This window comes from Pseudokineococcus sp. 5B2Z-1, from assembly GCF_037482305.1.
Lineage (GTDB): Bacteria > Actinomycetota > Actinomycetes > Actinomycetales > Quadrisphaeraceae > Pseudokineococcus.
The window spans coordinates 169,671-189,429 of record NZ_JBBHZG010000001.1 but is presented as its reverse complement, the minus strand read 5'-3'; the positions used below and the strand labels follow the sequence as shown (position 1 = coordinate 189,429).

The window sequence follows — 19,759 nt, the reverse complement described above, 5'->3', positions numbered from 1 at the left end:
GAGCAGCCGGCGCAGCAGGGCGGCGACACGCTCCGGTTCGGCTCTCAGCGCCCGTGCCGGCNTTGGTACTTTGTTCCCCCCCCCCCCCCCCCCACAGCTCCGGCCGACGGGTCGAGCAGCCGGCGCAGCAGGGCGGCGACACGCTCCGGTTCGGCTCTCAGCGCCCGTGCCGGCAGTCGGACGAGCACCTCGCCGGCGCGGGTGACCTCGGCGGCTCTCAGCAGGTCGTCGTACCAGCGCGACTCGTCGAGGTGCCCGACGCCGTCGACCTCGAGCAGCACGCGCGACCCGTCCGGGCGCAGCCACTCGGCGTCGAGGTAGCGGGTGCGGCCGACGTCGTCCTCGCGACGCGCCTGCCGCACGGGGAGGGGCAGCCGGTAGCGGCGGCAGAGGCGGACGAGGTCGACCTCGCTGAGGGCCTGGGACCCGCCGGCGACGTCCCGGAGGACGGCGACGACCTCCCTCCGGTGGCGTCCGGTCCTCACCTCCTCCGCGGCGGCGAGCAGGCGCTCCGCCGTCGTGAGCCGCTGCTGCACCACCGCGGCGACGAGGCCCCCCGCCGTCCGGGGCGACGAGGACCACGACGCCGCGTCGAGGGCGGCCCGCTCGACCCGGTGGACCGGCAGCCCGCCCCGTCGCGTGACGTCGTGGTCCGCCCGACGGGTCGACGTCCGCAGCCGGGCCCACGCGGGCCCGGTGCGACCGGCCGAGCGGGGCACGACGACGTCGACCTCCTCGTGCTCCCACGCGCGCAGGCCGTGGACCTCGAGCGCGGCGAGACCTCCGAGGACGCCCTCGGTGCCGAGGACGGCGCACCAGCGCCGCTCGGCCGCGGCGAGCGGCCCCGTGTGGAGGACGACGGCGAGCGGGCCGACGGCGCGCCAGGCGCCGGAGGTGACGCGCCGGGCGACGAGGTCGGCGTCCAGGCCGTGCTCGCGCAGCTGCTCGCGCGAGACGCAGCGGGTCTGGGCGTCGGCCAGGTGCTCCAGCTCCCGGGGGAGGGGGAGGCGGCGCACGTCAGGAGGGTGCCGACCGCGCGGCCGACGTGCTCGCAGCCCTGTGGACGGAGCGAGAGCTGTGCGCTGAGGACGCGGTGCACCGCGACCTCGGCGCACAGCTCTCAGCGCACGGGCCCCCGCGCCGCGCGGGAGGCCGAGGCGACGAGGCCCTCGAGCGGCCCGCGCAGCCCGGTGAGCTGCCACAGCCCGCCGACGAGGAGCAGCCCGACGACCTGGGCGGCGTAGAGCGGGCCCTCGGGCGGGGGCGCACCGCCGCCGTACTCGTAGACCGCGATGACGGCGAGGGAGAAGACGTGCAGCGAGTAGAGCGTGAGCGTCATCGAGCCCATCGCGGCGAAGGGCCACACGACGGGCCGGGCGAAGCGGGCGACGAGCAGGGCGACGCCGAGCACGGCGAGCGCGCTGCCGGCGACCCCGACCATGTCCGGCGGCGTCCCCGAGTGCGGGGCGTCGACGGCGAGCCACCACCACGACGTCGTCGGCGTCGTGCCGTAGAACCCCGTCTCGAGCGATGTCGCGAGGTCCTCGCCCGAGAGGGGGAAGCCGAGGGGGACGGCGAGGGACGGTCGCGCGAGCGGGAGCAGCGCGGCGGAGACCGCCCACGCGCCCAGCGCGGCCGCCAGCCCGGCGAGGGCGACGGCGCCCGCGGTGGCGGACCGGCGCAGGTCCAGGCGCCCGACCCCCAGGCCGAGGAGCACGAAGCCCGCCCACGACAGGACGGGGTAGTAGCCCGTGAGGAGCAGGTGCCCGAGGAGCACGCCGGGGTCGGCCAGGGAGGCGAACGACGGGCTGCTCCCCGGCGAGAGGGGGAGGGCGCCGCTGCCGACGAGCGCGTCCCGCAGCGGGTGCAGGAGGACGGGGACGACGAGCAGCCAGGCGGCGCCCAGCGGCACGAGGCGGCGCGGCCCCCAGCCGAGGACGGGCAGCACGGCGAGGAAGAGGAGGGCGTAGTTGACGAGGATGACGGCGACGGGCGCCCCGAAGGACCCGACGAGGAGCCCGACGAGCGCCACGACGCCGGCCCGCGCCGCGACCCCCCGGCGCGCCCGCGCCAGGTCGGCGCCCGCGGGCGCCCGCACGCCGCCGTTCGCCAGCGCCAGGGACACGCCCGCCAGGACGGCGAAGAGCGCGGACGCGCGCCCCGCCGCGACGAGCGCCGTCGCGCTCGGCCCCGTGGAGAAGCCGTCGGCGTCGTAGGTCTCGAGCGACAGGACGTGGGTGGCCACCATGCCGAGCAGGGCGAGGCCGCGGGCGGCGTCGACGCCCACGAGACGGGAGGGCCCGCGCAGCCGCGCGCCGCGCGACGGCGGGGCGGACGGCGCGGTCACGGGCGCGATGCTCGCACGGGCCGCGGCGCGCGGGGGGCCGGCCCGCCCGCCCGTAGGGTGCCGCCCATGCCCAGCACCACCCCGAGCAGCACCACCCCGAGCAGCACCACCCCGAGCAGCCCCGCCCCGACCAGCCCCCCGGGCGCCGAGCCCGGCCCCGGGGCGCCGTCGGCGGGGACCCGGGACGCGGCGGCGTCCGGCGCGGTGCTGCACGCGGGCCGCGCCCCGTTCGCGGCCGTCCTCTTCGACATGGACGGCACGCTCATCGACTCCACGCCGTCGGTGGAGCGCTGCTGGACGCGCTGGGCCGGCGAGATGGGCGTGGCCCCCGAGCGCCTCCTCGGCTGGCACGGCGTCCCGGCCCGCGCCATCGTCGCCGCGCTCGTGCCGCCCGAGCGCGTCGCCGAGGGCGTCGCCCTCATCGACCGGCTCGAGGTCGAGGACACCGCCGGGATCCTCCCGCTGCCCGGCGCCGCGGAGGCGCTGGGCCTCCTGCCCGCCGGGCGCGCCGCCGTCGCCACGTCGTGCACGCGCCCCCTCGCGCTGGCCCGCATCGCCGAGGCGGCGCTCGCCGTGCCCGAGGTCGTCGTGACGGCCGACGACGTCGAGCGCGGCAAGCCCGACCCCGAGCCGTTCCTCCTCGCCGCGGAGCGCCTCGGCGTCGACCCGGCCCGGTGCCTCGTCGTCGAGGACGCCCCCGCCGGGCTCGCCGCCGCCCGCGCGGCGGGGTGCGCCACGCTCGCCGTGACGACGACGACGCCCGCCGACGCCCTCGACGCCGACGTCGTCGTCCCCGACCTCGGGCACGTGCGGCTCGTCGTGGACGACGACGGCGTCCGCGTCCTCGCCGCGGGGGAGGAGCGGTGAGCGAGCGGCCCGAGCAGGAGGTGGCCCGCCAGGAGCGGGTGCAGGGCGCTCCGCGCGCGACCTCGTCGGCCCCCGCGGGCGGCGGCAGCGGCGCGGGCGGCGACGCGGTCCCCGAGCCCGTCTTCCGCAGCGACGTCGTCGTCGAGCTCGTGCGCTCGAGCGCGAGCGACGCCGACGTCCTCTTCGCCGCGCGGGTCTCGACGAGGGGCGAGGCGAGCCGCGACGACGTCGGCGCGGACGAGCAGGCGCAGCAGCGCTCCGCGGGGCTCGTCAACTACCTCATGCGGGACCGGCACGGCAGCCCCTTCGAGCACACGTCGATGACCTTCTACGTGCAGGCGCCGATCTTCGTCTTCCGCGAGTTCATGCGGCACCGCATCGCGTCCTACAACGAGGAGAGCGGCCGCTACCGCGAGCTGCGGCCCGTCTTCTACGTGCCGGGCCCCGAGCGCCGGCTCGTCCAGGAGGGGAAGCCGGGCGCCTACCGCTTCACCGCGGGGACGCCCGACCAGCACGCGCTCGTCGACGCCGAGGTCCGCGCCGCGAGCACCCGCGCCTACGAGGCCTACCGGGCCATGCTCGACGCCGGTGTCGCCCGCGAGGTCGCCCGCGTCGTCCTGCCGGTCACCACGTACTCGTCGATGTACGTGACGATGAACGCGCGCGCCCTCATGAACTTCCTCAGCCTGCGCACGCAGCGCGAGGGCTCGACCTTCCCCTCCTTCCCCCAGCGCGAGATCGAGATGTGCGCCGAGGCCATGGAGGAGGTCTGGAAGGACCTCATGCCCCTCACCCACGCGGCCTTCGAGCGCAACGGTCGCGTCGCCCCCTGAGGAGCGGCACCCGGCACGAGACCGACCGACGGCGACCGGACGAGGGGACCGGGCGACGAGGCGACGCCGCGCCCGACCACGAGGAAGGGGACCACCGGTGCGGCCCCCTGACCGCGCACCGGACGCCGCGGACGGGCTGTCGGACGGGGCGCCTACCCTGACGGCCGTGAGCACCGCACCCGCCACCCGCCTCGAGGTCCCCGGCGGCGCCGGGGACGACGTCCCCGGCCCGGCCCCGCGCTCGGCGGGGGGCCTCGACGCCCACCGCGACCTGCCGCGGGTCCAGCAGCCGGCGTGGCCGGACGCGGCGGCCCTGGAGAGCGCGGTGGCCGAGCTGTCCGCGCTGCCGCCGCTCGTCTTCGCGGGCGAGGTCGACCGCCTGCGCGGCCGGCTGGCGGAGGCGGCGCAGGGGCGGGCGTTCCTCCTCCAGGGCGGCGACTGCGCCGAGACCTTCGCGGACGCGACGGCCGACGCCATCCGCCGCCGCGTCAAGACGGTGCTCCAGATGGCCGTCGTGCTCACCTACGGCGCGAGCCTGCCGGTGGTGAAGATGGGCCGGATGGCGGGGCAGTTCGCCAAGCCGCGCAGCAGCGACAGCGAGACCCGCGACGGCGTCACGCTGCCGGCCTACCGGGGGGACGCGGTCAACGGCTTCGCGTTCACCGAGGAGGCGCGCACGCCCGACCCGCAGCGGCTCGTCAAGGCGTACCACACGGCCGCGAGCACGCTGAACCTCATCCGGGCCTTCACCTCGGGCGGCTTCGCCGACCTGCGGCAGGTGCACGAGTGGAACCGGGGCTTCGTCGGCAACAGCGCCACGTCGGCGTACGCCGACCTCGCGGGCGAGATCGACCGGGCCATGGCGTTCATGGCCGCGTGCGGCGCGGACTTCGACGCGCTGCGCTCGACCGAGATGTTCTCCAGCCACGAGGCGCTGCTCCTGGACTACGAGCGGGCGCTCACGCGGATCGACTCGCGCACGCAGCTGCCCTACGACGTCTCGGCGCACTTCCTGTGGATCGGCGAGCGCACGCGCCAGGTCGGCGGCGCCCACGTCGACCTGCTGTCGCGGGTGCGCAACCCCATCGGCGTGAAGCTCGGGCCGACGACGACGCCGGAGGACGCGCTCGCCCTGGCCGACAAGCTCGACCCGGAGCACGAGCCCGGCCGCCTCACCTTCGTCACGCGCATGGGCGCGGGGCGCATCCGCGAGGGCCTCCCGCCGCTCCTGCGGGCGGTGGCGGACGCCGGGCGGACGCCGCTGTGGATCTGCGACCCCATGCACGGCAACACCTTCACCACCGCCTCCGGCGTGAAGACCCGGCGCTTCGACGAGGTCGTCGACGAGGTGCGCGGCTTCTTCGAGGCGCACCGGGAGGCGGGCACCGTGCCGGGCGGCCTGCACATCGAGCTCACGGGCGACGACGTCACGGAGGTGCTCGGCGGGGTCGAGGACATCGACGACGCCGCGCTCGCGACGCGCTACGAGACGCTGTGCGACCCGCGGCTGAACCACCAGCAGTCGCTCGAGCTGGCGTTCCTGGCCGCCGACATGCTGCGGGGCCGATGAGCGTGGCGGTCACCGCGCCCGCCCCGTCGACGTCCGGCACGGCGCCCGGCGCCGGGGCGCCCGTCGACCTGCGCTCCGACACGGTCACGCGGCCGACGGCCGCCATGCGGCGGGCGATGGCCGAGGCGCCCGTCGGGGACGACGTCTACGGCGAGGACCCGACGACCACGGAGCTGGAGCAGCGGGTGGCCGAGCTCCTCGGCCACGAGGCCGGGCTGCTCACCCCGAGCGGGTCCATGGCCAACGTCCTCGGCGTGCGCCTGCTCGTGGAGCCGGGCCAGGAGCTGCTGTGCGACAGCCTCGCGCACGTCGTGCGCGCCGAGATGGGCGCGCACGGGGCGCTCGGCGGCGTCACGACGCGCACGTGGCCCTCGGCGTCGCGGCCCGGGGCGCCGGTCGGGCTCGTCGACCCCGACGTCGTCGAGGCGCTCATGACGCCGGACGCCGGCCCGTACCTCGTCTCGACGGCGGCGGTCGCCGTCGAGAACACGCACAACTTCGGCGGCGGCACGATCACCCCCCTGCCGGTGCTGCAGGACCTGCGCGAGCGCACCCGGGCGGCCGGTGTGGCGGTGCACCTCGACGGCGCGCGGCTGTGGAACGCCGTCGTGGCGGAGGGCACGGGTCTCGCCGGGCTCGCCGCCCACGGCGCCTGCGCCGACACGGTCTCCGTCTGCCTGTCCAAGGGGCTGGGGGCGCCCGTCGGCTCGGTGCTCGTCGGCAGCGCCGAGCGCGTCGAGCGGGCACGGGTGCTGCGCAAGCGGCTCGGGGGCGGCATGCGCCAGACCGGGGTGCTCGCGGCCGCGGGGCTGCACGCCCTCGACCACCACGTCGACCGCCTGGCCGAGGACCACCGGCGCGCCCGCGAGCTCGCCGCGGCGTGCGCCGATGCGCGGCCGGGGTGCGTGGACCCGGCGGCGGTGCGCAGCAACATCGTGGTCCTCGACGTCCCGGGTGCGCCCGACGTCGCGGCGGCCGCGGCCGCTCGGGGCGTGCGCACCTCGGCGCTGGGCCCGCGGGTGCTGCGGCTGGTCACGCACCTCGACGTCGACGACGACGGGGCCCGCCGGGCGGCCGACGTGCTGCACGAGCTGCTGGCCGCCCTGCCCGACGGCGGCGGCCCGCCCGGGGCGTCCGACGAGCCGCGGGGGCAGCGGCAGCCGTGAGCCGGGGCACGGGGGAGCCGCCGGAGGAGGGCCGGCCGGAGGAGGAGCCGGGCTCCCGCGCCGGTGCGGCGGGCGCGCCGCTCGCGGCCTACGTGGCGCCGCGGACGCTGCCGCCGGGGCAGCAGGCGCTTCCCGACCTGCCGGTGATGCACTACGGGCGGGTGCCCCGCTTCCGCCCCGAGCGGTGGAACCTCGTCGTCGAGGGCGCCACGCGCGACGGGGAGCGCCACCAGCTCGACTACGAGGAGTTCGGCGGGCTGCCCCGCGCGCGCGTGCGCTCGGACCTGCACTGCGCCGCGCGGTGGAGCGTCCTCGACAACGAGTGGGAGGGCGTCCCGGCGCGCGAGCTCGTCGAGCGGCACCCGCCGGCGGACGACGTCGTCGCCGCCCTCGTCTACGCCGAGTACGGCTACTCCGCCACGGTGCGGATCGAGGACCTCACCTCGCCGCGGACCCTGCTGGCCACCCACCGGGGCGGGCAGCCGCTGACGCCCGAGCACGGGTTCCCGGTGCGCCTCGTGCTGCCGCACCTGTACTCGTGGAAGGGCCCGAAGTGGTTCCGCGGCTGGGAGTACCTCACCGAGGTCAAGCGGGGGTTCTGGGAGGAGCGCGGCTACCACGCCGTCGGGGACTGCTGGCGCCAGGAGCGCTACGCCTACCAGGAGGACGAGGCGCCCGGGCGCGGATGACCCGCCGTCCCGGGCGGCGTCCGCGCCGCGCGGGACGAGCGCTCAGACGACGGTGAGCGTGATCGTCGTGCCCGGCCGGGCGCGCGTGCCGCCCTCGACGCTCTGGTCGCGCACCGTCCCGAAGAAGCCGCCGAGGACGCGCTCCTCCTCGACGACGAAGCCGGCGGCCTCGAGCGCCTCGCGGGCCGGGTCGAGCTGCTGCCCGACGACGTCGGGGACGTCGACGAGCTCGGGCCCGAGGGAGACGACGAGGGAGACCTCGTCGCCGGCGAAGAGGGTCCCGTCCGCGGGCTCCTGCCGCACGACGTCGCCCTCGGGCACCGCGTCGCTGTTCTCCTCCGCGACGGAGGCCTCGAGCCCGGCGCCGTCGAGGGCGGCGAGGGCGTCCTCGCGGGTGCTGCCGACGAGGTCGGGGACGTCGATCGGCTGCCGGCCCTGCGAGGGGACGACGGTGACCTGCTCGCCGCGGCGCAGCTCGACGCCGGCGGCGGGGTCCTGGCGGACGACGGCGCCCTCGGGCACCTGCTCGTCGTAGACGGGCTCGGCCTCGGTGAGCCCCAGGCCGGCGTCCTGCGCGTCGGCGCGGGCGGTGGCGAGGTCGTCGCCGACGAGCTCCGGGACGGCGACGAGCTCGGGGCCCCGCGAGACGAAGAGCCGGACGGCGCCGCCGGGCCGCACGTCCTCCCCGGGCCCCGGGCTGGTCGTGATGACGGACCCCTCGGGGACCTCGTCGTCGAAGCGCTCGGAGACGACGGCGACGAGCCCCGCGTCCGCCAGCGCGCCCTCGGCGGCGGACTGCTCGAGGCCGGCGACGGCGGGAGCGGGCACGGCCGCGCCCGGCCCGAGCAGCGCCCACCACGCCCCGACGGCCAGGGCGGCGGCGACGAGGACGGCCAGGACCGCGGCGAGGACCCGGCCGCGCCGGCGGCGCCCCCGCTCGGGCTCGTCCCCCCGTCCGGTCGCCCCCGCGCCGCCGCCCCCGCGGGGCAGCACCGCGGTGACCCCCGCCCCCGCGCCGTCGACCGCCGGCGGCCCCAGCGGCACGGGCGCGGCGACGTCGTGGTGGACGGGCAGGGCCGTCGTCGTGCCCGCGCCCGGGGCGAGGCCGCCGAGGGTCGCCCCGCGCTCGGGGGCGCGACCCGTGCGCCGCGGCGGAGCGTCCTGGACGGCGTCGGGCAGGTCCCGGCGCAGGGCCCGCACCTCGTGGACGAGCTCGCGCGCGTCGGTGGGCCGGTCGTCGGGGTCGCGGGCGGTCATCCAGAGCACGAGGTCGTCCAGCTCGGGGGGCACGGTCGCGACGAGCTCGCTGGGCGCGGGCACGTCGCGCGTCACGTGCTGGTGGGCGACCTGCACCGCCACCTCGCCGGTGAAGGGCTGCGCCCCGGTGAGCATCTCGAAGAGGGTGATGCCGGCGGCGTAGACGTCGGCGCGCGCGTCGGCGGTGCCGTGGAGGACGAGCTCCGGCGCCAGGTAGGCCACGGTCCCCATGAGGACGCCCGTCGTGGCCCCCGTGGTCTGGCTGCTCGCGGCGCGGGCGAGCCCGAAGTCGGCCACCTTGACGCGCCCGTCGTCGGTGAGCAGGACGTTCTCGGGCTTGACGTCGCGGTGGACCACCCCGGCGCGGTGGGCGGCGGCGAGGGCCTCGAGGACGGGCTCGAGGACGGCGAGGGCGGCACCGGCGCTGAGCAGCCCCTCGGCGGCCAGCAGGTCGCGCAGCGTGGTGCCGGGCACGTGCTCGAGCACGAGGTAGACCGTGCCGTGGGCCAGCCGGTCGTCGCGGCCCTGGTCGTGGACGGCGACGACGCTGGGCGAGGAGACGCGGGCGGCGGCGACGGCCTCCCGGTGGAAGCGCGCCACGAAGTCGGGGTCCTGCGCCAGGTGCGGGTGCATGACCTTGAGCGCGACGTCGCGGTCGAGGCGGGTGTCGGTGGCGAGGTAGACCGTGGCCATCCCGCCGCGGGCGATGCGGCGGACGACGGTGTAGCGGCCGTCGACGGAGGCGCCGACGAGGGGGTCCGGGACCCCTTCCGCCCCTGCTGCCGCCATGCGCCGATCCTAGGGAGGGGGGCCCGGTGGCCCGGTGCGCCCCGCCGGGCGGCCCTCGCACGGGGTGGGTCCGCCCCGCGGGCAGGACCTTCCCGTGCGCCGGACCGGCCCGGCGCACGGGACCCGGCGGGCCCCGTGCGCCGGCGGGTCAGCGGTACTGCCGCATGAGCGTCTGGACGCTGGCGACGTAGCGGCGGGTGTCGGCGTACATGCCGCGGCTGCGCACCGAGGCGAGGCCCTGGTAGTACCCGCCGATGGCGCTCGCCTGGTCGGGGGCGCTGCGCACGAGGGAGCGGAGGATGACGACGCCGGCCGTGACGTTGTCCTGCGGGTCGAGCAGGTCGATGTCCTGGCCGGAGAGGTCGGCCGCCCAGCGACCGGAGGACGGGATGACCTGCATGACGCCGACGGCGTTGGCGGGGGAGACGGCCCGCATGTTGAAGCCCGACTCCTGGAAGGCCACGGCCTGGGCGAGCGCCGGGTCCACGCCCCAGCGCAGCGCCGTGTCCCGCACCATGCGGCGCATCTCGTCCCGGCCGGGCACGGAGCGGGCCAGGAGGGCGTCGCGGTTGGCCGTGGCCGCCTGCGTCGTCGAACCGGGGTAGGAGCGGCCGAGGAAGGTCGACGGCACGGGCTTGCTCGTGGTCGGCGCGCTCGCGCTGCCCGCGCCGGGGACCGACAGGCGCTGGCCGACGCGGATGAGGCCGTCGGCCCCGACGCCCGGGTTGACCTGGCGCAGCGCGGCGACGGTCGTGCCGTGGCGGCGGGCGATGGTGCTGAGGCTGTCGCCCGAGCGGACGACGTAGCTGCCGGGCTGGCCCGGCGCCGCGGGCGTCGGCGCCGCCTTCGGCGGGGTGGCGCTCGTGCCGCCGCCGAGCCGCAGGACCTGGCCCTCGCGGATGGAGGCGCGGGCGTCGAGGCCGTTGGCGGCGATGATGTCGCGCTGGCTGGTGCCGGTGCGGGCGGCGATGCCGCTGACGGTGTCGCCGCGGCGCACCGTGTAGGTGGCGCCGCCGGTGCGCGCCGGAGCGGGCGCGGCCTTCGCCGGTGCGGGGGCGGCCGTGCCGCCGCCGAGCCGCAGGACCTGGCCCTCGCGGATGGAGGCGCGGGCGTCGAGGCCGTTGGCGGCGATGATGTCGCGCTGGCTGGTGCCGGTGCGGGCGGCGATGCCGCTGACGGTGTCGCCGCGGCGCACCGTGTAGGTGGCGCCGCCGGTGCGCGCCGGAGCGGGCGCGGCCTTCGCCGGTGCGGGGGCGGCCGTGCCGCCGCCGAGCCGCAGGACCTGGCCCTCGCGGATGGAGGCGCGGGCGTCGAGGCCGTTGGCGGCGATGATGTCGCGCTGGCTGGTGCCGGTGCGGGCGGCGATGCCGCTGACGGTGTCGCCGCGGCGCACCGTGTAGGTGGCGCCGCCGGTGCGCGCCGGAGCGGGCGCGGCCTTCGCCGGTGCGGGGGCGGCCGCGCCGCCGCCGAGCCGCAGGACCTGGCCCTCGCGGATGGAGGCGCGGGCGTCGAGGCCGTTGGCGGCGATGATGTCGCGCTGGCTGGTGCCGGTGCGGGCGGCGATGCCGCTGACGGTGTCGCCGCGGCGCACCGTGTAGGTGGCGCCGCCGGCGCGCGCCGGAGCGGGCGCGGCCCCCGCCGGGGCGGGGGCCTTCGCCGGGGCGCCGCCCAGGCGGAGCTCCTGCCCGACGCGGATGGACCCGCGGGCGTCGAGGCCGTTGGCGGCGATGATGTCGCGCTGGGGAGTGCCGGTGCGGGCGGCGATGCCGCTGACGGTGTCGCCGGAGCGGACGACGTAGGTCCCGCCCGGCGAGGCGGCGGCGGCGACCGCGCGGTCCAGGCGCAGGACCTGGCCGACGCGGATGGTCGCGCGGGCGTCGAGCCCGTTGGCGGCGACGACCTCCGCCTGCGTGAGGCCGCTGCTGCGCGCGATGGCGCTCACGGTGTCGCCCGGGCGCACCACGTGCGTCCGCGCCGTCGCCGCGGCGACCACCGCCACGGGAGCCGCCAGCTGGACCTCGCCCTGCGGGGCCGCCGGGGCCCGTCGGGGTGCGGCCGGGGACGCGGAGCGCGCGCCGCGCTGCTCCGCGGCCGCGTCGTCCGCCGTCCCGGGGGCGCCCTGCGGCCCGGTCGCCTGCGCCGCCGCGGGCAGCAGACCGCTCGCGCCGAGCGCGGCCGCCAGGGCGAGGGAGAGGTGGCGACGGCGCCGCGGGCGCGCGGGGGCGCCGCGTCCGGTCGTCGGGAGGGGGGCGTCGGTGCCGGCGTGGGCCAGCGCGGGGGGCGTCGACATGGCGTCCTTCGCGGTCGGTCGGCGGTGGGTCGTCGGGGGACGTGCCCAGGTCGGCGGGCGTCCCGGCGAGGCCGTGTGACACCTGTGACGAACGGGACTCGTGTGACTCGTGATGCTGCCGTGACGGAACGTACCGGAGGAGTCGCGGATCACCGAGAGTTACATCGGTGGAACTCCTCCCGCGGGGTGACGGGGCTCCCGGCCACCTCGGAGCAGGCGGTCTCGAGGGGCCGGCCGACTGCCCCGTCGCCCGACGTCGCGGGGCCGGTGCGAGAGCCCGGGGCGCCGCGGGGTGCCGGTCGCCACGGCGTGGCAGGCTCGGGCGGGTGAGCACGGCACCCGGCGCCCCAGACGACCGCCCCACCACCGACCCCTCCGCCGCTGACGCCCCCGACGGGGGCTCCGGCACGGCGCGCCCGACGACGGCGGAGGGCTCCGCCCTCGCCGACCTCGAGGGGCTGGTGGGGGAGTGGTGGACGCTCGCCGAGGTCGCCGAGCACCTCGACCTGTCGGTCTCCCAGGTGCGCCGGCTCGTCGCCGACCGCGACCTCGTGGCCGTCCGCCGCGGGAAGCCCCGCGCCGACTGCGTACCGCGGGCGCTCGCCGACCCCGAGCCGCTGCGGCGCCTGCGGGGCACGGCCGTGCTGCTGGCGGACGCCGGCTACTCCGACGCCGAGGCGCTGCGGTGGCTCTTCACGCCCGACCCGTCGCTGCCGGGCACCCCGGTCGAGGCGCTGCGGGCCGAGCACCGCACCACGGAGGTGCGCCGCCGGGCGCAGGCGCTGGCCTTCTGACCCGCCCTGGAGCGACGTCCCCCGTGTCGGGCGGGCGATGTGTGGCCATGTCGCCCTCCCGCGCGGGGGGTGAGGGCGATGTGTGGCCATGTCGCCCTCCAGGCCGGAGACGGCGCTCAGGGGGACATGGCCGCAGCGTCGCCCTGCCGGCGGCGCTTGAGGGGCGACATGGCCACACGTCGCCCCGGCGGCGGCGCTTGAGGGGCGACATGGCCACACGTCGCCCGGGCGGCGGCGCTTGAGGGGCGACATGGCCACACGTCGCCCGGGCGGCGGCGCCTGAGGGGCGAGATGGCCACACGTCGCCCCAGAGGGGCGACGTCAGGGACGGCGCCAGGCGCGCTCGTCGCGGCGGGAGCGGCGGGCCCGCGCCAGCGCGGGCAGCGCCACGCGCAGGCGCCGGGGGGCGGGCACGGAGACCCGCTGGTGGAGCACGCGGAGGTCGGCGTCCTCGACGGCGCCGAGGATGCCGCCGTAGAGCTCGTCGGCGCAGGCGATGGCGTCGCGGCTCGTCGGGTGGAGCATCCCGATGCCGGGGCGCGCGCGGGCGTAGAGCTCGCGGGTGCGGGCCACCTCGAGCTCGAGCAGCGTGCGCACGCCGGGGGTGAGGGACGCCGAGCGCCGGCAGTGCCACAGCTCGTCGCGGTCGACGCCGCACGCGTCGAGGTCCTCCTGCGGCAGGTAGACGCGCCCGCGCTCGAGGTCCTCGCCCACGTCGCGGATGAAGTTCGACATCTGGAAGGCCTCGCCGAGCGTCCGCGCGCAGCGGGCCGCCGGCTCCTCGAGCCCGGGCAGAGGCTCGAGGACGGGCAGCATCTGCAGGCCGATGACGGCGGCGGAGCCGTGCATGTAGTGCACGAGGTCGGCCCACGTCGCGTAGCCGGTCTCGGTGATGTCCATGCGCATGGACTCGAGGAAGGCCCGCACGTGCTCGCGGGGGATGGCCCAGCGCTCCATCGTCAGCGCCATGGCCCGGCTGACGGCGTCGGGGGCCGTGCCGCCCGCGCGGGCGCCGTCGAGGCCGCGCCAGAACTCCTCCTCGAAGCGCACGAGCGCCGCCGGGTCGGGGGAGGTGAGGCTGTCGACGAACTCGTCGGCGTAGCGGGCGAAGCCGTACAGCGCCCACACCCACGGCCTCTTGGCGGGCGGCAGCAGCGCCGTCGCCAGGTAGTAGGTGCGCCCGTGCTCGGCGTGCAGGCGCCGGCACTCCTGGAAGTCGGCGCGCAGCCCGGGGTCGGCGATGCCGGCCGCGTCGAGCGAGCGCTCGCCGAGGCGGTAGCGCCCGGGCGCCGGGCTGCGCACCGCGGCGGCGGTCGGGGCGCTCACCGGTAGGCCCGCGACCGGTAGCCGGGCACCTTGCCGGTGATGCGCTCGGCCGCCAGGCGCCCCGAGACGAGGACCATGGGCACGCCGACGCCGGGCTGCGTGCCCGATCCGGTGAGGACGACGTTCTCGCCCCAGAGGTTGCCGGGGCGGAAGGGCCCGGTCTGGCTGAAGGCGTGCGACGCCGCGAAGGGCGCGCCCGCCTCCATCCCGCGGCGCTGCCAGTCCAGCGGCGTCGTCACGTGCTCGACCTCGATGCCGTCCGCGAAGCCGGGGAAGCCGCGCGCCTCCATCGTGCGCAGCACGTGCTCGCGGTAGTGCGGGCCGATGCGCTCCCAGTCGAGGTCGGGCGCGCTCTGCAGGTTCGGCGTCGGGAAGAGCACGTAGTAGGTGTGCCGTCCCTCGGGCGCCGCGGTGGGGTCCGAGAGCGACGGCGTCGAGATGAGCACGCTGGGGTCGCTCATGAGGCGCCCGCCGGTCAGCTCGGCGAAGACCTCCTCCCACGCGTGGCCGAAGGAGATCGTGTGGTGCGCCGCGCCCGGGTAGTGCGCCGTCGAGCCCGCGAGCATGAGGTAGCACGACGGCGAGTACGTCATCCGCCGCGACGCCCGGCTCTCGACGCCGAGCAGGTCGCGGTAGGCCACCGGCAGGTCGGGGTTGAGGACGACGGCGTCGCACGCGATGCGCTCGCCGTCCTCCGTGATGACGGCGCTCGCCCGTCCGCCGCTGTGCTCCACGGAGGCGACGGGGGTGCTGTAGCGGACGTCGACGCCGTGGGCCTCGAGCGCTGCGGCCATGGCCTCCGGCACGGCGGCCACGCCGCCCTTCGGGAAGAAGACGCCGGCGACCGAGTCCATGTACGCGATGACCGCGTACAGGGCGAGGGCGTCGTAGGGCGACAGGCCGGCGTAGAGCGCCTGGAAGGAGAAGGCGCGCTGGGTGCGGGGGTCGCGCAGGTACTTCTCGACGCGCGGGGCCAGCTTGCCGAAGCCGCCGAGGGCGGCGAGCCGGGCGAGGTCGGGGGTGATGAGGTCCAGGGGCGTGTCGATGTTCGTGTCGATGAAGTCGCGCATCTCCGCGCGGTAGAGCTTCGAGACGTAGTCGACGTACCGCAGGTAGCCGCGCGCCTCCTCGGGGCCGATGACGCGCTCGACCTCGGCGGCCATGGCGCCGGGGTCGGAGTGGACGTCCATGGAGGAGCCGTCGGCGAACTGCGCCCGGTAGAGCGGGGACACGGGCTCCAGGGTCAGCCAGTCCGCCATGTCCTCGCCGAGGGCGTCGAAGCAGTCGGCGATGAGGTCGGGCATCGTCAGGACGGTCGGGCCGGGGTCGAACCGGTAGGTGCCCGTCGGCCCGGGGAGCTCCAGGCGCCCCGCGCGGCCGCCGGGGACGGCCTCCCGCTCGAGCAGCGTGACGCGGCGGCCCGCGCCGGCGAGGCGCATCGCCGCGGACAGGCCCGCGAGGCCGGCGCCGACGACGACGACGTGGTCGCTCGGCCCGGACGTCGTGCGCAGCCGCCCGGGGGCCGCGGCCTGCGCGGCCCAGCGGGCCCAGCGGCGCGAGCGGGTGGTCAGGTCGCCGGTGCGGCCGGAGCCGGTCAGGAGCGGGCTCATGAGGTGTCCTCGCGTCGGTGCTCGTCGTGCTCGGGGGCCGGGGGCTCGGGCCGTGGGTCGCGCGGTCCAGGTGTCGCGGGGCGGGTCAGGCGGTGCGGGCGGTGGCGATGCCCACGAGGCGCTCGAGGTCGTCGCGGGCCTCCTCGGTGACGGGCGCCGTCGCCAGCGCCGCGCGGGAGCGGGCCACGAGGTCGTCGATGAGGTCCTCGACGGCCGCGAGCGAGCCCGTGCGGCGGATGAGGTCCTGCAGCGCGGCCACCCCGGCGTCGTCGAGGTCGGGTGCGCCGAGGAGGGAGGTGAGCAGCTCGGCGTCCTCAGCACCCGCGCCCTGCGCGGCCAGGGCGACGAGCATGGTGCGCTTGCCCTCCCGCAGGTCGTCCCCGGCCGGCTTGCCGGTGACGGCCGGGTCGCCGAAGACGCCGAGGACGTCGTCGCGCAGCTGGAAGGCCTCGCCCAGCGGCAGCCCGTAGGCGGACAGGGCCTCCCGCTGCGCCGGGTCCGCGCCCGCGAGGGCGGCGCCGATGAGCAGCGGGTGCTCGACCGTGTACTTGGCGCTCTTCCAGCGCAGCACGCGCAGCGCCCGCTCGTCGGCGCCCTCGGGCGCGCCGCCCGAGGCCTGCTCGAGGACGTCGAGGTACTGGCCGGCCATGAGCTGGGTGCGCATGCGGTCGAAGACGAGGCGGGCGGAGGCCAGGCGCTCGGCGTCGGCCCCGCAGCCGGCGAGCGCCTCGTCGCTCCAGGACAGGCACAGGTCGCCGGCGAGGATCGCCGCGGCCTCGCCGAAGCGCTCGCAGGAGCCGCTCCAGCCGCTCGTGGCGTGCAGGTCGCCGAAGCGGCGGTGCAGCGCGGGCATGCCCCGGCGCGTGTCCGAGCCGTCCATGACGTCGTCGTGGATCAGCGCGGCGGCCTGGAAGAGCTCGAGGGCCGCGCCCACGCGCGCCTCGACGGCGCCGTCCTGGCCGCCAGCCGCCCGGTAGCCCGCTGTGCAGAAGGCGGGGCGCAGGCGCTTGCCGCCGGCCACGAGGTCGGCGACGGCGTCGACGAGCGGCTCGGTCTCCGGCGCCACCTCGGCGAGGACGGCGCGCTGGCGGGCCAGCACGGCGTCCAGCTCGGCCTGCACGGCGCTGCGGACCGCCTGCGCCCTCGCCCCGTGCACGTCCACCTGCGACCTCCTGCTGCGCACCGGCCCGACCCGGCCGGGCCCGGGCGGCCCGCCGTCGCAGCGGAGCCTAGGTGCCGCGTCCCGCACCGTGGGCGCCGGGTCGGGCGGCGCCCGCGCTGGCTAGCCTCGGGGCATGGTGACCCGCGGCGCCCCGCTGCGCGACGTGCTCGCGGACCTGCGCGCCGAGGGCCGGCCGTCCCTGTCCTTCGAGTTCTTCCCCCCGCGCGACGACCCCGGCGAGGCCGTGCTCTGGGAGTCGCTGCGGCGCGTGGAGGCCCTCGACCCGACCTTCGTCTCCGTGACCTACGGCGCCGGCGGCTCCACGCGCGAGCGCACGGTGCGGGCGACGCGCGAGGTCGCCCGCGAGACGACGATGCAGCCGGTGGCGCACCTCACCTGCGTCTCGGCCTCGCGCTCGGAGCTGCGCCGGGTCGTCGGGGAGTACGCCGACGCCGGCGTGTCCTCCGTGCTGGCCCTGCGCGGCGACCCGCCGGGCGGCCCGGGGACGGCGTTCGAGCGGCACCCCGGCGGGCTGCGCAACGCGCTCGAGCTCGTCGAGCTCGTGCGCTCCCTCGGCGACTTCACCGTCGGCGTCGCCGCGTTCCCCACCCCGCACCCGGAGTCGGCCGACGCCGACCAGGACGCCCGCGTCCTGGCCCTCAAGGCGCGCGCCGGCGCGTCCTTCGCCGTCACCCAGCTCTTCTACGAGGCGCGGCTGTGGAGCGAGCTCGTCGACCGCGCCGCCGGCCACGGCTGCGAGATCCCCGTCCTGCCCGGGCTCATGGCCATCACCTCGCTGCGCCAGGTGGCCACCTTCACCAAGCTCGCGGGCGCGCCCGTGCCCGCTCGCGTCGTCGAGCGGCTGGAGGAGGCCGAGCGCCGGGGCGGCGCCGCGGAGGTGCGCCGCACGGGGGTCGCGCTCACCGCCGAGCTCGGCGCCGAGCTCCTCGACGCTGGCGCCCCGGGCCTGCACCTCTACACGCTCAACCGCTCCTCCGCCTCGCTCGAGATCGTCCGCGCCCTGGGCCTGCGCGACCCGGAGCACGCCGGCGCGCCCGCCGCCGTCGCCTCCTGAGGTCCCGGGGTGGGCGCGGGTGACGCGGGGGGCGCCGTCCCCGACCGCCAGGAGCACCTGCGGCGCTGGGCCGCCCTCCACGGCGCCCCGGCGCCGACCGGGGTCGTGCGCTGGTGGCTCTCGCTCGTGCACGTGCTGTCGGCGCCGCTGGCGCGCGCGGGCGTCGCGCCGACGGCCCTCACCGCCGTGGGTCTCCTCCTGCCCGTCGCGGCCCTGCCCGCCGCCGCGGCGGGTGGCCGCTGGGCGCTGCTCGTGCCGCTGCTCGTCGCCGTGAGCGGCGTCGTCGACAGCCTCGACGGCGGCGTCGCCGTCCTGCGCGGGCGCACGAGCGCGTGGGGCGCGGTGGCGGACGCCCTCGCCGACCGCGTCGCCGACGCCCTGGCCCTGGCCGCCCTGTGGCTTCTCGGCGCGCCCGGGCCGGTCGTCGTCGCGGCCGGGGCGCTCGCCGCGCTCGCCGAGTACGCGCGGGCCCGCGGCGGCGGCGCCGGGGTGCGCGACGTCGGCGTCGTCACCGTGGGGGAGCGGCCGACGCGCGTCCTCGTCGTCGCGGCGACCGCGCTCGTGGCCGGGCTGCGTCCGCAGGACGCCGCCACGTGGGCCGCCGTGGGCGCCTGGGCGGCGCTGGTCGTCGCCGTCGTGGCCCTCGTCCAGCTGCTGCCCGTGCTCCGGCGCCAGCTGCGCGAGCTCGACGGGCGAGGGGACGGCGTCGGACGAGGGGAAGGCGTCGGACGAGGGGAAGGCGAGCGCGGGGGGCGAGGGGCGTGAGCGTCGTCGACCGCGTCCCGGAGCGGGCGCCGCGTCCCACGGCCACCCGGTGGATGGACGGCGCCCGCGTGCTCGCGATCGTCGCCGTCGTCCTCATCCACCTGCTGGCGCCGGTCGTCGAGGGCCGCGGCGTGCCGGTGGGCAGCGCCGGGTGGTGGGTGGCCAACGCGCTCGACGCCGGGACGCGCTGGTGCGTGCCGGTCTTCGTCATGATCTCCGGGGCTCTCGCGCTCGACCCGGGCCGCACGGCGCGGCCGCGCGAGTACTTCCGGCGACGGGCGGCCCGCATCGGGATCCCGCTCGTCGTGTGGACGGTGCTCTACCTCCTCTTCCGCGCGTACGTGCTCGGCGCGGACCTCACCCCGGCCGACGCGGCCGCCGACGTGGCCGCCGGGGCGCCGTTCCTCCAGCTGTACTTCCTCTACGTCCTGGCCGGGCTCGTGCTCGCCACGCCCTTCCTCAAGGTCGTCACGCGGCACGCCACCTGGCGGATGTCCCTCGGCCTCGCCGTCGTGCTCCTCGGGCTGGGCGTCCTCGACCAGGTGCTGGCCTTCGCCGGCGGGGTGGGCGAGGCCAACGCGGCCACGCGCTTCCTCCCCTTCGCGGGCTACTACGTCCTCGGCTGGTGCCTGCGCGACGTGCTCGTGCGGGGGAGGGCGCTGCTGCTGGCGCGGGTGGGCCTCTGGACCTCGCTGGCGCTCACGGCCCTCGCAGCGGGCGCCACCGGCTACGGCTCCCTCGGCCGCTACGCCTACGACTTCCTCTCCCCGACGGTCGTCGTCGCCTCGACGTGCGCCTACCTCCTCCTGCACCGCGGCCTGGACCGGGCGCCGCGGCGCGTCGGGACGGCGCTCGCGCGCTCGGCGCCGTACGCCTTCGGCGTCTTCCTCGTGCACGGCGCGCTCGTCTACGGCCTGCGCGCCCTCACGGGGCCGCCCGACTCCCTCGCCGAGGTGCTGGGCACGGTGCTGCTCCTCCTGCCGGCCCACCTCCTCGCGGCGACCGCGCTGACGTGGGTCCTCCTGCAGGTCCCGTACGTGCGGGCGGCCCTCGGCGAGCCCGCCCGCCGGCCCCCGCGCCGCGCCGCGCCGGACGCCGGCTCGCCGGGTGGGTCCCGGGAGGGCTGACCGGAGGCGCGGGGCCGTGCGGGTCGAGGTCGGTCGTCACGGCGGCGCGTCCCTGTTCGCGGGCGGCGGCGACGGCGTCACCGCCGCCGATG

At 78.0% G+C, this 19,759-nt stretch carries 15 protein-coding genes; 9 read left to right on the top strand and 6 right to left on the bottom strand.

Going from position 1 to position 19,759, the window contains the following annotated elements:
- Nucleotides 1-1,120 precede the first annotated feature (1,120 nt).
- The gene (locus WDV85_RS00775) at nt 1,121-2,347 is read right to left on the bottom strand and encodes a heparan-alpha-glucosaminide N-acetyltransferase domain-containing protein (RefSeq protein ID WP_339568813.1); all 1,227 of its coding nucleotides are present in this window, start codon (nt 2,345-2,347) and stop codon (nt 1,121-1,123) included.
- Between the two features lie 66 nt (nt 2,348-2,413).
- Between WDV85_RS00775 and WDV85_RS00770 the strand changes: the two genes are divergently transcribed.
- The 5 genes from WDV85_RS00770 (at nt 2,414) to WDV85_RS00750 (ending at nt 7,472) form a co-directional block, all read left to right on the top strand.
- Nucleotides 2,414-3,214: an HAD-IA family hydrolase gene (locus WDV85_RS00770; RefSeq protein ID WP_339568812.1), complete on the top strand. Its 801-nt coding sequence runs from the start codon at nt 2,414-2,416 to the stop codon at nt 3,212-3,214.
- A gap of 149 nt (nt 3,215-3,363) precedes the next feature.
- Entirely contained in the window at nt 3,364-4,047 is a 684-nt protein-coding gene (gene thyX, locus WDV85_RS00765) for an FAD-dependent thymidylate synthase (protein ID WP_445263158.1), read from the top strand.
- Nucleotides 4,048-4,318: 271 nt separating this feature from the next.
- Complete coding sequence (locus WDV85_RS00760) at nt 4,319-5,617, top strand: class II 3-deoxy-7-phosphoheptulonate synthase (protein WP_445263157.1); 1,299 nt, start codon at nt 4,319-4,321, stop codon at nt 5,615-5,617.
- A gap of 104 nt (nt 5,618-5,721) precedes the next feature.
- Nucleotides 5,722-6,783, top strand: coding sequence for a threonine aldolase family protein (locus WDV85_RS00755; RefSeq protein ID WP_445263156.1), 1,062 nt, complete (start codon nt 5,722-5,724; stop codon nt 6,781-6,783).
- The gene (locus WDV85_RS00750; RefSeq protein ID WP_339568808.1) at nt 6,780-7,472 is read left to right on the top strand and encodes a molybdopterin-dependent oxidoreductase; all 693 of its coding nucleotides are present in this window, start codon (nt 6,780-6,782) and stop codon (nt 7,470-7,472) included. The genes WDV85_RS00755 and WDV85_RS00750 overlap by 4 nt, the downstream gene beginning before the upstream one ends.
- 42 nt (nt 7,473-7,514) lie before the next feature.
- Here the strand turns inward: WDV85_RS00750 and pknB are convergent, their stop codons facing one another.
- Together pknB and WDV85_RS00740 are read right to left on the bottom strand one after the other, a co-directional pair.
- Nucleotides 7,515-9,518, bottom strand: a complete 2,004-nt coding sequence (gene pknB / locus WDV85_RS00745; protein ID WP_339568807.1) for a Stk1 family PASTA domain-containing Ser/Thr kinase — start codon at nt 9,516-9,518, stop codon at nt 7,515-7,517.
- Nucleotides 9,519-9,666: 148 nt separating this feature from the next.
- Nucleotides 9,667-11,808, bottom strand: a complete 2,142-nt coding sequence (locus WDV85_RS00740) for a LysM peptidoglycan-binding domain-containing protein (protein WP_339568806.1) — start codon at nt 11,806-11,808, stop codon at nt 9,667-9,669.
- A gap of 458 nt (nt 11,809-12,266) precedes the next feature.
- On the opposite strand from WDV85_RS00740, the gene WDV85_RS00735 reads away from it, so the two are divergent.
- A complete protein-coding gene (locus WDV85_RS00735) occupies nt 12,267-12,602 on the top strand; it encodes an Rv2175c family DNA-binding protein (protein WP_445263155.1) in 336 nt (111 codons plus the stop codon).
- Between the two features lie 321 nt (nt 12,603-12,923).
- Here WDV85_RS00735 and WDV85_RS00730 read toward each other — a convergent pair whose 3' ends face one another.
- From WDV85_RS00730 to WDV85_RS00720, 3 genes are all read right to left on the bottom strand, one after another.
- The gene (locus tag WDV85_RS00730) at nt 12,924-13,928 is read right to left on the bottom strand and encodes a phytoene/squalene synthase family protein (RefSeq protein WP_339568804.1); all 1,005 of its coding nucleotides are present in this window, start codon (nt 13,926-13,928) and stop codon (nt 12,924-12,926) included.
- Entirely contained in the window at nt 13,925-15,538 is a 1,614-nt protein-coding gene (crtI, locus tag WDV85_RS00725; protein WP_339568803.1) for a phytoene desaturase family protein, read from the bottom strand. The genes WDV85_RS00730 and crtI overlap by 4 nt, the downstream gene beginning before the upstream one ends.
- Before the next feature lie 85 nt (nt 15,539-15,623).
- Entirely contained in the window at nt 15,624-16,700 is a 1,077-nt protein-coding gene (locus tag WDV85_RS00720) for a polyprenyl synthetase family protein (protein ID WP_339568802.1), read from the bottom strand.
- Nucleotides 16,701-16,833: 133 nt separating this feature from the next.
- Here WDV85_RS00720 and WDV85_RS00715 point away from each other — a divergent pair, with 133 nt between their 5' ends.
- Genes WDV85_RS00715 through WDV85_RS00705 form a run of 3 tightly spaced genes read left to right on the top strand, consistent with a single transcriptional unit; the run spans nt 16,834 to nt 19,667 of the window.
- A complete protein-coding gene (locus WDV85_RS00715; protein ID WP_298804154.1) occupies nt 16,834-17,775 on the top strand; it encodes a methylenetetrahydrofolate reductase in 942 nt (313 codons plus the stop codon).
- A gap of 9 nt (nt 17,776-17,784) precedes the next feature.
- Entirely contained in the window at nt 17,785-18,540 is a 756-nt protein-coding gene (locus WDV85_RS00710) for a CDP-alcohol phosphatidyltransferase family protein (RefSeq protein ID WP_298804156.1), read from the top strand.
- Entirely contained in the window at nt 18,537-19,667 is a 1,131-nt protein-coding gene (locus tag WDV85_RS00705) for an acyltransferase (protein WP_298804159.1), read from the top strand. The genes WDV85_RS00710 and WDV85_RS00705 overlap by 4 nt, the downstream gene beginning before the upstream one ends.
- Nucleotides 19,668-19,759 lie beyond the last annotated feature (92 nt).